At 32.4% G+C, this 14846-nt stretch carries 14 protein-coding genes; 4 read left to right on the top strand and 10 right to left on the bottom strand.

The genetic code is table 11. The features are described from left to right. Positions 1-10: 10 nt before the first annotated feature. A complete protein-coding gene (locus BP92_RS0109480) occupies positions 11-748 on the bottom strand; it encodes a hypothetical protein (protein ID WP_026725849.1) in 738 nt (245 codons plus the stop codon). An 87-nt stretch (positions 749-835) separates the two neighbouring features. Between BP92_RS0109480 and BP92_RS0109485 the strand changes: the two genes are divergently transcribed. After that, positions 836-1225: an acyl-CoA thioesterase gene (locus BP92_RS0109485; protein ID WP_026725850.1), complete on the top strand. Its 390-nt coding sequence runs from the start codon at positions 836-838 to the stop codon at positions 1223-1225. Positions 1226-1321: 96 nt separating this feature from the next. Further along, positions 1322-1987: a DUF2461 domain-containing protein gene (locus BP92_RS0109490; protein ID WP_026725851.1), complete on the top strand. Its 666-nt coding sequence runs from the start codon at positions 1322-1324 to the stop codon at positions 1985-1987. Here the strand turns inward: BP92_RS0109490 and BP92_RS0109495 are convergent. The 4 genes from BP92_RS0109495 to BP92_RS0109510 form a co-directional block, all read right to left on the bottom strand. Continuing rightward, positions 1984-2370 (bottom strand): hypothetical protein, encoded by a 387-nt coding sequence (locus BP92_RS0109495; RefSeq protein WP_026725852.1) that lies wholly within the window; start codon positions 2368-2370, stop codon positions 1984-1986. The genes BP92_RS0109490 and BP92_RS0109495 overlap by 4 nt on opposite strands. A gap of 99 nt (positions 2371-2469) precedes the next feature. Next, positions 2470-3717: a mechanosensitive ion channel family protein gene (locus BP92_RS0109500; RefSeq protein WP_026725853.1), complete on the bottom strand. Its 1248-nt coding sequence runs from the start codon at positions 3715-3717 to the stop codon at positions 2470-2472. Then, the gene (locus tag BP92_RS0109505; RefSeq protein ID WP_026725854.1) at positions 3717-3995 is read right to left on the bottom strand and encodes a DUF3817 domain-containing protein; all 279 of its coding nucleotides are present in this window, start codon (positions 3993-3995) and stop codon (positions 3717-3719) included. The genes BP92_RS0109500 and BP92_RS0109505 overlap by 1 nt, the downstream gene beginning before the upstream one ends. Positions 3996-4142: 147 nt before the next feature. Then, positions 4143-4511: a hypothetical protein gene (locus BP92_RS0109510; protein WP_026725855.1), complete on the bottom strand. Its 369-nt coding sequence runs from the start codon at positions 4509-4511 to the stop codon at positions 4143-4145. Positions 4512-4703: 192 nt separating this feature from the next. Here BP92_RS0109510 and BP92_RS0109515 point away from each other — a divergent pair, with 192 nt between their 5' ends. Beyond that, the gene (locus tag BP92_RS0109515) at positions 4704-6623 is read left to right on the top strand and encodes a DUF294 nucleotidyltransferase-like domain-containing protein (RefSeq protein ID WP_026725856.1); all 1920 of its coding nucleotides are present in this window, start codon (positions 4704-4706) and stop codon (positions 6621-6623) included. 3 nt (positions 6624-6626) lie between these two features. After that, positions 6627-7235: a 3'-5' exonuclease gene (locus BP92_RS0109520; protein ID WP_026725857.1), complete on the top strand. Its 609-nt coding sequence runs from the start codon at positions 6627-6629 to the stop codon at positions 7233-7235. A 49-nt stretch (positions 7236-7284) separates the two neighbouring features. On the opposite strand, the gene acs is transcribed toward BP92_RS0109520, so the two are convergent. The 5 genes from acs to BP92_RS0109545 all read right to left on the bottom strand — a co-directional run bounded on the left by acs (position 7285) and on the right by BP92_RS0109545 (position 14821). Then, positions 7285-9192, bottom strand: a complete 1908-nt coding sequence (gene acs, locus BP92_RS0109525) for an acetate--CoA ligase (RefSeq protein ID WP_026725858.1) — start codon at positions 9190-9192, stop codon at positions 7285-7287. 226 nt (positions 9193-9418) lie between these two features. Further along, positions 9419-11314, bottom strand: a complete 1896-nt coding sequence (locus tag BP92_RS0109530) for an acetate--CoA ligase (RefSeq protein ID WP_026725859.1) — start codon at positions 11312-11314, stop codon at positions 9419-9421. A 257-nt stretch (positions 11315-11571) separates the two neighbouring features. Continuing rightward, a complete protein-coding gene (locus BP92_RS0109535) occupies positions 11572-11934 on the bottom strand; it encodes a response regulator transcription factor (protein ID WP_026725860.1) in 363 nt (120 codons plus the stop codon). A gap of 6 nt (positions 11935-11940) precedes the next feature. Then, a complete protein-coding gene (locus tag BP92_RS0109540) occupies positions 11941-14634 on the bottom strand; it encodes an ATP-binding protein (protein WP_026725861.1) in 2694 nt (897 codons plus the stop codon). Beyond that, positions 14627-14821 carry a hypothetical protein gene (locus tag BP92_RS0109545; RefSeq protein ID WP_026725862.1) on the bottom strand — a complete coding sequence of 65 codons (195 nt, stop codon included), beginning with the start codon at positions 14819-14821 and terminating at the stop codon, positions 14627-14629. The genes BP92_RS0109540 and BP92_RS0109545 overlap by 8 nt, the downstream gene beginning before the upstream one ends. Positions 14822-14846 lie beyond the last annotated feature (25 nt).

The raw sequence follows: 14846 nt of genomic DNA on the forward strand, positions 1-14846 counted from the left end.
AATATTAATTTTATTCATGATAATAGAAAACATGAGACGAATAACGTTCATGATTCCACCAATCTTTTCTTGCTTTTGAAAAGTAGTTATAATTTAATTTTCCAGCTTGAGATTGTAGGGGATAAACGACTTTGCCATTTTCTCGATAAGCTTTTCTTTTACCGGTTTCTGGAACAATTGGTACAATATGTCCAGAAAGACCAACGATTTTTCGCTTGGCACAAATGATTCCAACGCCTCCTTCTGTATTCACTTTTTCTTGAATTTCATCAAGATTTGTCATTTTTTTCCATCCAAAACTTGGACCCCATTTTCCAAACCAATCATGAATGGCACTAGAGTAGATAGGGAGCACCGTTTCATTAAAAACAGGAACTACATCTTCTCCGTTTTTCAACTTTGCAATGGATTCATCTGTCCACCAAACGGTTGGCAAATAAACCTGAGAAAAATAACAAAAATCAAAGGAATACACATTACAATAAGTGTCTTCAACAGTTCGTTGATACCTTTCACTCTTAGAGACATCTAATTTATCAATAAGTTTTCGAATACTTTCGCGTTTGGTAGTTGCATCCGTTAAGTCCCTAAAAGGAATACTTGAATCACTCATTGGATGAAATTTTGCTAAAGCAGTATCTAATCGCGAGTCGGGATGTTCTAATAAAATAGCCCCTTTTATAAGTTCATCAGATTTAGCATCTTTGACAAACGTTATTGTTTTGGTTTCTTTACTTTTTTTATCCATTTTACCAATATTTCAGTCAACAGCTAAATGTGAACAAATATACCTAACTTTTACTAAAAATTCCTATCTTTAAAATAAAAATTGAAGATGCGATTTCATACCAGAAAATGGGTAAAACCCGAAGATTTAAATGCCAACGGAACACTATTCGGAGGTAAATTATTGGCTTGGATAGACGAAGAAGCCGCTTTGTATTCCATCGTACAATTGGAAAATCCTAAAGTAGTCACCAAGTTTATGAGTGAAATTAATTTCATGAGTGCTGCCAAACAAGGTGATATTGTGGAAATTGGTTTAGATGTGGTACATTTTGGAAAATCATCGTTAGTATTAAAATGTGAAGTTCGCAATATGATGACACGTGAAAAAATTATTACGATTGATAATATCACGATGGTAAACTTAGGCGAAGACGGAAAACCAAAACCACACGGTAAAACCCAAATCGAATTTATTGAAGACCGATTGAAAAAATAATTATCTTGTGTTGTCAAGCTGAACTCGTTTCAGCTTCTAAATCAATCATTAAAAGATTCTGAAACAAGTTCAGAATGACAAAATTGCTATTTAACTATGATAAATAAATCAACTTTAGAATTTCTAATTCAACTTAAAGAAAACAACGACCGCGATTGGTTTGCGGCAAATAAAAAAGCTTTTGAAACCGAACAAAAGTTATCCAAATCGTTTTTCACATCGGTTGGAGATCAGTTGGGAAAAATAGATAGTATTGAACGCATTCAAATTTTTAGAATTTATCGCGATGTGCGTTTTTCTAAGGATAAATCACCTTATAAAAATCATTTTAGCGTTGGGTTCACCCGAACAAAACCGATGCTTCGTGGCGGATACTATTTGCACATTGAACCTGGAGGAAGTTTTGTAGGTGGCGGTTTTTGGGAACCTAATGCAGTTGATTTGCATCGCATTCGTAAAGAATTTGAAATGGATGATGAAGAAATCAGAACCATTATTACCGATGCAACTTTCAAGAAATTCTTTGGTGAATTGAAAGGCGAGGAGTTAAAAACAGCTCCAAAAGGTTTCGATAAAACGCATCCTGCTATTGATTTGATTCGCAAAAAGCAATATTTACTCACTCGAAGTTTTTCGGACAAAGAAGTTTTGGCTCCTAATTTTCAAGAAGAAGTTTTAGCAACTTTTCAAGCAATGCGACCATTCTTCGACTACATGAGCGAAGTATTGAGTACGGATTTGAATGGGGAATCGATTTATTAAATAATCTGAATTTGACTTTTTAAACGTTCGATTAATAAATTCATCATACGTTTGTTTAAATTGGATGAATTTTGGGTGTATTCTTTGTATTCGGAAACGGTAAACATTCCAAATACAATTCCTTTTAATGAATTTCGGAATTTGATATCACGTTGAATGGCGTTTTCAATGTAATTTTCTTTTTTCTCTGGGGAAAGTGTGAAATAAACGCCTTTTTGTTTTATGGCGTAATTTCTAAAAACTTCAATAAACAATTCATTTTGAAATTTCAAAATAGGGCGTAATGTCTGATTTTGAAACTTTTCTTCGGAACTTGATTGTTCGTTAATTACACCAATACTTGCTCCTCTAATTTCTAAAAGCGATTCGTCTTTCGTTTTCATGATAAAGTGAATTTGTTTGAATTAAAGTTAAAAAAAATAACCTCCAATTTCTTGAAGGTTATTTTAAGTTATTAAGAATCAGTTGTTAATTACTTTGTATTATTCAGTAGTTATTTTTGGACTTGATGAACTCACTTCTGACACTTCCAAATCAAAATATGGCAATGATGCAATAACATGATCAAAAATATCGGCCATAATATGTTCGTAATTTAACCAGGTTTTATCTTTGGAAAAACAATAAATTTCCAATGGAATTCCTTTTTCAGTAGGTTGTAAATGACGTACCATCAACTGCATATCTTTATTAATTCCGGGATGCGATAAGATATATTGATTGATGTATTTTCTAAACAAACCTAGATTGGTTAAATTTCTTCCGTTTACGATTATACTTTTATCAATATTATTGTTTGCATTGTATTTGTCAATATCTGCTTGACGGTGTTCGATATAAGAAGTTAAATGCTGAATTTTTTTAAAATTTTCTAATTCTTGCGAATGGATAAATCGCACCGAATTAGCTTTTATCAATATATGACGTTTAATTCTTCTTCCATCGGAATCCAACATTCCGCGCCAGTTTTTGAAACTATCCGATATTAGGCTGTAGGTTGGAATCGTAGTTGTTGTATTATCAAAATTTCGAACTTTTACTGTGGCTAGATTAATTTCTACAACATCGCCATCGGCACCAAATTTTTCCATCGTAATCCAATCGCCAATACGCACCATATCATTTACAGAAACAGAAATACTCGCTACAAATCCTAGAATAGTATCTCTAAATATTAAAATGATAATAGCCGAAATAGAACCAAAAGTAGTTAATAACGTAGTTTTACTAACATCAAAAAGAATCAATACAAAAGAAATAATTCCAAACAACCACAAAAACAACATGATTACTTGAATATAACTGTCAATCGGCTTATCACTAAAGCGAGGTTTTTGTTTTAAATAATCTCTAAGCGAATTAAAAATACTTCGAGTAATCCAAAGAGAAAGAATAATGATATAAATTTTAACTCCTTTTTCAAAAACATATTCCCAATAGGTGAAATTATTTAAAATTACAGGAACTGTCTTATAAATAAATAGAAGAGGGAAGAGGTGGGCTAAATATTTAGCAGTTTTATTAGCTACTAAAAAATCATCAAAGGAAGATTTTGTTCGAGCAGCAATAATGGCTAAAAATATTATGAAAGCTTTTTTAAAAATATAATCTAAAACATAAGAAACAACCACTAAAATGATGATGTTAACTCCTAAATTTAAATAAGAAGCTACATCATTATTAAAGTCGAGACTTTTAAAAATATCATATGCCCAATTGAATATTTTCATTACGAATTTTGTAAATATTTTTTCTCAATATAAAACGTTCCAAATGGAACAATTGATGCTAGACAAACTATCATAAAGGTTTTTAAATTCCATTTTTGCTCATTTTTAATTAAAATAGCAAATGCAACATATAATATGAATAAGACTCCATGCGCCATTCCAATATTTTTTACATAAATAGGATCGCCAGCAATATATTTCATTGGCATTGCAAAAAACAATAAAGCTAATAAGGAAAGTCCTTCTAATAAGGCGATTGATCTAAAAGATTTTATCATGATAAAGCAAAATAAATTACAAATCCGTAAATGGATTTAATTGGAACAAAATTAAATAATATAGGATGCGTAAGCGTTAAAAAAAACAAAAAAATCGGTAAAAATATTTTCTTACCGATTTATATTATGTAAAATAGAAATTTTGAATTAAAAAGCTAAAAATGCTTTGTTGTATTCTTTTAAATCTAATAGATTATTTTTCTTATCTAAATCAGTCAATAAAGAAAGGAAGTAATTAAAGCTTTCTACATTATTTTCTTCCGAAATGTTGGCTTCAACGTGAGCATCTTTACTGTCTACAGGTTCATCATCTGGAATACCAATAAAAAATCCATTATTGTTTTCTAAATGTTCGTAAGCTAAACGCAATGCTTTAGTTACAACAGGATTATTTAACTCTAAAGTAATTTCTCTAAGTTTTTTTAAATCAGTTACAATTTCAGAAACTTCAAAATTATCTTTAAATAATTCTTTCTGAATCTTTTCGATTAATTTAAGGGCTTGTCTGTTTTCCATGATTCTTGTAATAAGGGACTGCAAACTTAAACTTTCTTATAATTTTACACAAACGTTTTGAGTAGTATTTTAATAGTTTTAATAATGTTTTATAAATGAATTATAATATACATTATGTAAAATAGAAAATTTAAGCAATTCCTTTAATAAGCAATACAAACTTTGTATCTTCGTTTCGTAAATAAAAGCTTTATGAAAAACCCTATTGCAGAACGCATCACCGATTTTCTAAAACATTATCCTCCTTTTTCAAGCATATCGTATGAAAGCTTACTTGAAATTGCTAAAACATGTCAAGTACTTTATCTAGAAAAAAATCAAACTTTGTTTAAAATTAATGATGCTACGCATGCTTTTTTTTATGTGGTAGCTTCTGGTGCTGTTGGTTTATCTGTGACTTCAGATGCTGATGATGTTTTGATTGATAAATGTGATGAAGGCGATATTTTAGGATTACGACCATTTTTTGCTAAAAATAACTACCTCATGACGGCAAAAGCTCGTGAAGAAAGTATTGTTTACGCCATTCCTATAGAAACATTCAAACCTTATGTAGCGGCTAATCCAGATGTGTTGAGTTTTTTATTAGAAAGTTTTGCTTCTAATACTCGAAATCCATATGATAAAAATCACAAAGGGAAATTAATTTCAGAAAACGTTATTTATAATGACCAAAGTTCTGAAATTCAATATTATCAGCCTATAAAATACACTTCTAACCCCATAACAGCTTCGCCTAATGATATTGTTAAATTCGTGGCTCAAACGATGTCGAGCAGTAAAATTGGCAGTATAATTATTCATGAAAATCGTAAGCCTATCGGAATTGTTACTGATAAAGACTTACGTTCTAAAATAGCAACCGGACTCTATTCTATTGATGTTACAATTGATAAAATTATGACTTCGCCTGTAATTACGGTCGCTGATAACTTATCTATTGCTGAAGCTCAAATTATTATGTTAAAAAACAATGTAACTCATTTGTGTGTTACAAAAGATGGTTCTATTGATTCTGAAATTACTGGAATTATTACGGAACACGATATTGTGGTGGCTCAAGCAAATAATCCAGGGGTTCTTTTAAAACAATCTAAGCGAGCTCAAAAATCAGCTGATTTAAAAGAAGTTCGAGATAAATTAGTCGAATTAATTCAGCATTCTTTAGATAAAAATGTTCCTATTAATCATATTGGTTCTATTGTTGGCGAAATTAATCTGGCGATAACCAAACGTGCTATTGAATTGGCAATTGAAAAAATTGGCACTCCTCCTCCAGCCCAATTTGCTTGGATGAACATAGGAAGTCAAGGAAGAAAAGAGCAACTTTTATTAACCGATCAAGACAATGCAATTATTTTTGAAGATGTGCCAGAAGAAAAATATGATGCTGTAAAAGAATATTTTCTTCAATTGGCTGAGAAAGCAACAAAAACATTAAATAAAGTTGGATATAATTTTTGTCCAGATGAAATGATGGCTAGCAATCCGCTTTGGTGTAAGTCTATTTCAGATTGGCAAAACCAATTTAAAGGTTGGATAATTAATCCTGCAGATAAAAATACATTAGAATCTACCATCTTTTTCGATTATGATTTTGTTTATGGCAATGAATCTTTAGTGGATACAATTACTAAAACAATTCACGAAGAGACCAATGATAATCAATTGTTTTTTGCTTATTTAGGTGCTGATGCATTAAAAAATCCGCCACCATTAGGGTTTTTCCGCCAGTTTTTAGTAGAAAGTGATGGCGAACACAAAGATACGTTTGATTTAAAAGGAAGAGCTTTAATGCCTTTAATTGATGCCGCTCGAATTTTATCTTTAAGTAAAGGAATTAAGAATGTATCCAATACGATTTCAAGATATTCAAAATTAGCCGAATTAGAACCACAAAACGCACCTGTTTATGAGGCATGTGCCGATGCTTTTGCCGAATTATTAAAGTTCAGAACCGAAGAAGGTTTAAAAAATGAATCCGATGGTAGGTATTTGAATTTAAGTGAGTTATCGAAATTAGATAAAGTAAAGCTTAAAAATGATTTTCAGCCGATAAATGATATTCAAGAAGTGATTAAGAATAAATTTCAATTAACTTATTTCACCTAAAACATGGCTTTAAATTGGTTCAAAAAAATAGTTAAAGATTATCCTAAATTTTGGGAAACCTATCTGAGTTACTTCGATGAAAATCAAAGTAAAGAGCAGCGTTTTGTAGTTTTTGATTGTGAAACAACAGGTTTGGATTATAAAACAGATAGAATTTTATCTATCGGAGCAGTAGCCATAAAGAACAACCAAATTATCGTTGGTGATTTTATGGAAATATTTTTACAACAAGATATTTTTAATCCGGAGACTGTTACTCTACATGGTATTTTAAAAGAAGGAAAGGAAGAAAAAGTAGTTGAAGCAGAAGCTATAATTCGCTTTTTAGATTTTATAAAAGACGCCACTTTAGTTGGACATCACATAGATTTTGATATCGAAATGATTAATCAAGCATTAGATCGTTTAAATGTAGGAAAATTAGAAAATCAAGCGATGGATACCGACGTTATGTATCAAAAATTAAAATCATTACCACAAGAACAACAAAGTTCGTTAGATGAATTATGCGATATTTATAAAATTAAAAAATCTGATAGACACACGGCAAGTGGTGATGCTTTTATTACTGCATTACTTTTCTTAAAATTGAAAAAGAAATTAGAAATATAAAAAAACTGCTCCATTTCTGAAGCAGTTTTTAACCAATAAAACTAAAAAACTAGAGCTTGCCGTTTTTAATTTCTTCCACTATTTCAGGATTCAATAAAGTGGAAATATCTCCAAAATTAGAGAAATCTCCTTCAGCAATCTTTCTTAATATTCTACGCATGATTTTACCCGAACGTGTTTTTGGTAAACCACTTACAAACTGAATTTTATCTAATTTCGCAATCGGACCAATTTGATCAGAAATCAATTGATTAATCTCTTTTGCTAAATTAACTCTATCACGTCCTTCACCAGTTTCCTTCAAAATAATGAAGCCATACAATGCATTTCCTTTGATATCATGAGGGAAACCTACAATAGCACTTTCTGCAACCGCTGGGTGTTCGTTGATTGCATCTTCAATTGGAGCCGTTCCTAAGTTATGACCAGAAACAATAATAACATCATCTACTCTACCCGTAATTCTGTAATATCCTACTTCATCGCGTAAAGCACCGTCTCCTGTGAAATATTTTCCTGGAAAAGCAGTGAAATACGTTTCTTTATAACGTTGGTGATCGCCCCAAATAGTTCTAGCCATTGAAGGCCAAGGAAATTTAACACACAATGCACCGGTTACTTGATTTCCTTCAATTTCATTACGCAATTCATCCATTAAAACGGGTTGAATTCCAGGTAATGGTAACGAAGCGTAAGTTGGTTTTGTAGGTGTTACAAATGGAATTGGTGAAATCATAATTCCTCCAGTTTCGGTTTGCCACCACGTATCTACTAAAGGACAACGTTTCCCTCCTACGTGGTCGTTGTACCAGTGCCAAGCTTCCTCATTAATAGGCTCACCTACGGAACCGATAACTTTTAAAGAACTTAATGGAAAACGTTGCACATAATCTAAACTTTCTTTTGCTAAAGCACGAATTGCTGTTGGTGCGGTATAGAATTGTGTAACATTATGTTTTTCAATTACTTCCCAAAATCTACTAAAATCTGGATATGATGGAACTCCTTCAAAAATTACAGTTGTTGCACCATTTAAAAGTGGTCCATATAAAATATAGGAATGACCTGTAATCCAACCTATATCAGCCGTACACCAATAAACATCATTTTCTTCGTAATTGAATACATTTTTAAAAGTGTAAGCGGTGTAAACCATATAACCTGCAGTCGAATGCACCATTCCTTTAGGTTTTCCAGTAGAACCTGAAGTATATAGAATAAACAAAGGATCTTCCGCATCCATAATTTCAGCTACATTATTTCCAACAGCAGCATCCATTAAAGGTTGTAACCATAAATCTCTTCCTTCTTTCATGTTGACTTCCGTATTGGTTCTTTTAACAACCAAAACAGTTTCAACAGATGGACATTTATCTAAAGCTTCATCTACTATTCCTTTTAAATCAATGGCTTTATTTCCGCGGTAACTTCCGTCAGAAGTAATGACCATTTTACATTCGCTATCATTAATACGAGCTGCAACGGCAGAAGATGAAAAACCAGCAAATACAACTGAATGTATAGCACCAATTCTAGCACAAGCTAAAACCGCTACGGCTAATTCTGGAATCATTGGTAAATAAATACAGACTCTATCCCCTTTTTTGATGCCTTGCTCACGAAGTACGTTTGCTAATTTTGAAACTCTAACATATAATTCATTGTACGAAATATGTTGCGCTGCTTCGTTAGGATCATTTGGTTCAAAAATAATAGCAGTTTTATCACCACGTTTTGCTAAATGTCTGTCGATACAGTTTTTAGTGATATTTACTTTCGCATTTAAAAACCATTTGAATTCTGCTTCTTGCATATCAAATTCGAAAACTTTGTCCCATTTTTGATACCAAGTAAAATTCTCATCGGCAATACGATCCCAAAATTTTCTTGGTTCGCGCACCGATTTCTTATACATTTTAAAGTAATTCTCTAAATCTTTAATTTTATAATAACTCATTTTTTAGCTTTATTTTTAATTGATAATGTAAAGATAACCAATCTGTTTTAAGAATTTTATAATTTCTTGCTAAATTACTATATACAATATATTCTTAAAAAATTAAACACATAGGCACATAGATTTAAGATAAACACATATTTAGCCGTTGCACTTTATTTAGTTAACATAAGAAATCTGTGTATATCAGCGTTTTGTTGTACAAATCTGTATTATCCGCGTGCACTTATTTAAAACAACCAATTTTAGCATGTTCTAAAACGTCTCTGATTTCATCGATAATTGCTTCATCATCAATAGTAGATGGGATTTGAAATTGTTCTCCATCTGCTATGCTACGCATCATTTTTCTAAGAATTTTTCCAGAACGTGTTTTTGGTAGACGATTCACTACAACTACATCACGCAATGAAGCTACGGCTCCAATTTGTTCACGAACCAAATGCACTACTTCATGTTGCAATTGGAAATGCTCAATATCTTCACCTGATTTTGCTACTACTAATGCTAACGGAATTTGACCTTTCAACTCGTCATTAATACCGATTACTGCACACTCAGCAACAGAATGATGAGATGCCACAATTTCTTCCATTTCAGCAGTAGATAGTCGGTGACCTGCTACGTTGATGACATCATCTACTCGACCTGTAATGTATATATAATCGTCCGAATCTTTAAATCCGCCATCCCCAGAGAAATAATAACCTGGAAATTTATTCAAATATCCTGCTTTGAAACGTTCGTTATCTTTCCATAAGTCTAATAAAGTTCCTGGAGGCAATGGTAATTTGATAACTACATAACCTTCTTCGTTTGGACCTAACTCTTGTCCGTTTTCTCCAAAAATTCGGATATCATAACCTGTCACAGCTTTTCCGGCTGACCCAGGTTTTATTGGTAAATACTCCACTCCCATCATGTTAGCTATCATCGGCCAGCCTGATTCTGTTTGCCACCAATGGTCGATAGCTGGAACTGGAATATGTTCACGATACCACTCTAAAGTCGCTACATCACAACGTTCTCCTGCTAAGAATTGAATTCGCAAGCTGCTCAAATCATATTGTTTGATAAATTCGCCGTTTGGATCTTCTTTTTTAATAGCACGAATCGCTGTTGGAGCGGTAAACATAACATTTACTTTGTGCTCCGCAATAACACGCCAAAACGTACTGGCATCAGGAGTTCGGATTGGTTTTCCTTCGAATAAAACAGTTGTGTTTCTGTTAATTAATGGTCCGTAAACTATATAACTATGTCCTACAACCCAACCCACATCAGAAGCAGCCCAAAAAACATCACCTTCTTTTGCATCGTAAATATGTTGCATTGAAAATTTAAGTGCGGTAGCATAACCACCTGTATCTCTGACGATTCCTTTTGGTTTTCCAGTTGTTCCAGAAGTGTATAGAATGTATAAAGGATGTGTCGAATTTACAGGAACACATGGCGTCTCTTCCGAACCATAAACCAATGCATCATAATCGACATCGTATTTTTTAAATGGAACTCTTGCTCCTAATTTTCTATTGAAAACCACGACTTTTTCAGGTTTGTGATTCGCTAATTCTATTGCTTCATCTACTAAAGGTTTGTAGGCGATTAATCTATCTATTTCTATTCCTGATGAAGCAGTAATAATAGCTTTTGGTTCACAATCATCAATACGAATGGCTAATTCATGAGGTGCAAAACCTCCAAAAACTACGGAATGCGTTACTCCTATTCGTGCGCAAGCTAACATAGCGAATGCCGCTTGAGGAATCATTGGCATGTAAATTACAGCGGTATCGCCTTTTTTTAAACCTAATGACAATAATCCGCCAGCCAATCTGGCTACTTCGGTTTTAACTTCGTTAAATGTATACTTTTTAACAGTTTGAGTTACAGGTGAATCGTAGATGATAGCAACTTGTTCGCCATAGCCATCTTGAATGTGTTTATCAACTGCAAGGTAGCAAGCATTTAAATTTCCATCAGCAAACCATAAAGGATAACCATTTTTATCGGTTGATAAAATGTTAGAAGGTAAATTATACCATTCTAATTGATTTGCTTGTTCCTTCCAGAATTCTTCAGAAGAACTAATACTTTTATTATAAATATCGCAATAATTCATTTGTATTATTCAATTTATGTAATTTATTTTCTTTAGTAAATGTAAAAAATAAAATAATGCCAAATAAATTAATATTGCTAAATAGGTATAGATAGAAATAGAAATTAGAACATAGAAATAAGAGGAAACAGAATTTCTAATTGAAAGCTGGTTTGCGTTAGGGATTGTAGCAATTGTTTGAGCTCTTATTTAAAATACCTTAGGATTTTAATTAAAGCGAGTGCGAAAAGCCCGACCCTTGTGGTAACGCCCAAATTTTATGATAATAACTCCTCCACTTTTTCCACCACTTTCTTAATCGAAAACGGCTTTGTCATGTAAGCATCGGCACCTAATTCTAATCCTTTTTCAATATCGCTTTCTTTGTTTTTTGCAGATAAGAACATGACTTTTGTGTGTTGTAAATTAGCATCTTTTCTGATTTGTTCTAAAGTGGCAAAACCATCTACCATTGGCATCATGATATCTAAAATAATCACATCAGGGAAATTGGTTTTTAAAATATCTAAAGCTTCTTGTCCGTCGCGCGCTATAAAAACTTCGTAATTGCTTTTCTTGAAGGTGTATTCAAGTGTCATTACGATGTTGGGTTCGTCGTCTACTATTAAAATCTTCTTCATTTTCTCTTAATTTTCAATATTTTTAACGGGTAAAGTGAATACAATACAAGCGCCTTTTACACTTGGTTGTACCCAAATTTTACCTTTGTGATGTTCTATAATTTGTTTGCAAATTGCCAATCCTAATCCGCTACCAACAGGTTTTTTGAAATTCTGATTGGACGCTTGATAAAATTTGTCAAATATAACGTCAAAATCGTTAGGATTGATACCTTTTCCATTGTCTTGAACTGATGTTTCTATAAAATTATCCTTCTTTTTGACTTGAATGGTGATTAAACCATCGGTTTCGGGACAGAATTTAATGGCATTTGATAGTAAATTAGTCACTACTTGAATGATTCTATCTTCGTCATAATAAGCCATAACCGTGTCTTTACTTTCGACATAAACACTGATATTTCTATTCTTAATTAACTGTTTTAGTGGTTCAATCGAATGTTCAATCGTTGCAATTAAGTTGTTTTGTGTGGGATGAATGGTTTGTTTTCCGGTTTCGAATTTCTCTAAATCTAAAATTTTATCAATCAAACGATTTAATCGGTCAGATTCAGAAATGATATTTTGTAAAAACTGTTTTCGAAGTTCTTCTGGAATTTCATCATCGTCATGTAAAATTTCACTCGCAGCACGAATAGCGGTGATTGGCGTACGAAGTTCGTGTGTTACGGTGTCTAAAAATTCATCTTTTTGAATATCTTTTCGAACTAGTGTTTCATTGGCTTTTTGTAATTCGGAAGTGATTTTTTGCAATTGGTTTGAAGTTTCCGTCAATTTTTTATTAATGTTGATGTTTTCTTTTGATTCTTCAAGAATTTTCAAAACTTCAGGTAAAGTAACTTTTTCTTCTTTCACTACACTAGAAATCAGAATTCGTGCGGAAGCTGTTCCAATATGACCCGTTAATAAATTCTCTGCGAATTTTACTAATCTCGCATCAGCCAATTCTTGATCTTTATCGACGTTGTACTTCACATTGAAAATATTCATAGCACGTTTGGTACGTTCTTCACCTAAAAATCGAATTAAAACTTTTTCGATATCGCGTGTGTAAGCGGTTCCTTTCCAAACGAATGCATTCTCGTGATTGGTGCTGTATTTATCAATATCCACATACATTTCGGCATAATTTCGTTCGCGATAATTTCCTTTAAAACTAACTGAAACCGCGAAATAAGTCAGCGCATTGAATAACATACTCCAAAACAAAGCATGCGGAACAGGTTGCAAATAATCTAATCCGAAAAGTTGGAACGGTTTTAATAAACCAATTTTCATAAAACCTTCTGAAATAAAAGAACTTTCGCCATTGGTTAACCCAATTGAATAAGGAATTAAAAGTGTGTATAAGCAAATAATAAATCCGATTAAAATGCCGTAAATAGCGCCTAATCTTGAACCTCTTCTCCAGAAAATGGCTCCGAAAAATGCTGGCGCTAATTGGGCAATAATAACAAACGAAATCAATCCGATAGAAACCAAACTATAATCTAATGCGAAGAATCGGTAAATGAAATATGCCGCGATAATTAATGAAAAGATTCCGATTTTACGAATGTTGACAATCTTTTTGTTGTTGATGATTTGTTCTTCGTTTTTTAATTTACCTAAGAAAGTATAAGGAATTAACAAGTTGTTACTCAACATAGTAGACAAACTGATGCTTGAAACAACAATCATGGATATTGCTGCTGAAAATCCGCCTAGGAAAACTAAAACTGTTAGTGTTTGATTATCAAAAAACTGCGGAATTAAAAGAGAATACGTGTCGGCATTGACATTTTTTCCATCAAATAATACATTTCCGCCCCAAGCAATTGGATAGACAAAAAGATTAAACAATAATAAGTATAAAGGAAATAACCAAATCGCCGTTTTAATATGACGTTCTCTGTTATTTTCTACCACAGACATTTGAAATTGTCTTGGCAATAAGAAAATAGCAAAAAGTGAAACCATACTCAAAAAGAACCAATTTAATCCTTGTTCTAATCCGCCAATGGTGTTTTTTTCTTTGAAGTTTTCTAAAATTGAAGCTTTCGCATAGATATCATCATAACCATCAAAAACAAAGAATGTTACGTAAACTCCAACGATTAGGAAGAAAACTAATTTCAACACACTTTCCAAAGCAACAGCTGTTACAATTCCTTTTCGTTTTTCTGAAGCATCTACATAACGTGTTCCGTAATAAGAAGCAAATAAGGCTAAAGCGATAGCAACATAAGTTGTAGTATCATCAAAAATATAAGAACTTGTATTGGTTTGGGTTACGATGTGAAAGGTTTCCGAAATTGCTTTTAATTGTAACGCGATGTAAGGCAAAATTCCAGAAATACAAACTACTGTTACAATTGCACCTAAGAAACGACTATTACCATAACGAAGTGAAATAAAATCGGCAATACTTGAAATTTTATTTACTCTAGAAATACGAATAATCTTCTTTAAAATAATAATCCAAGCGGGAATAATAATGATGGGTCCAATATAAATGGGTAAATAGCCTAAACCTGAATTTGCTGCTACTCCGATACTTCCATAATACGTCCAAGCGGTACAATAAACCGCTAATGATAAAGAATAGATATACGAATTATTGGTCCATTTGATGTTTTCTTTTTTCTCTGCCCAATGCGCAATAAAAAAAAGAATACCCAAGTAGCCTAATAAAATAAGTAAAAGAATCGCACTATTCATAATAACGTTGTACTACAATCCAAGACATTAAAACTGAAAACAACCAAATCGAAAAAATATAAATGTAGATTACTGGAAATCCTAATATATTATCAGCACTGTCAAATAGTAAAACGATTGGTAAGTTCAATACCAATAACAGTAACAACGATAAAACAACCAATTTTTGTTGATGTCTTTTTTTCATCTTTTATTCATATTTATAAAACCTA

The organism is Flavobacterium sasangense DSM 21067 (assembly GCF_000686885.1).
GTDB classification, from domain to species: Bacteria; Bacteroidota; Bacteroidia; order Flavobacteriales; family Flavobacteriaceae; genus Flavobacterium; species Flavobacterium sasangense.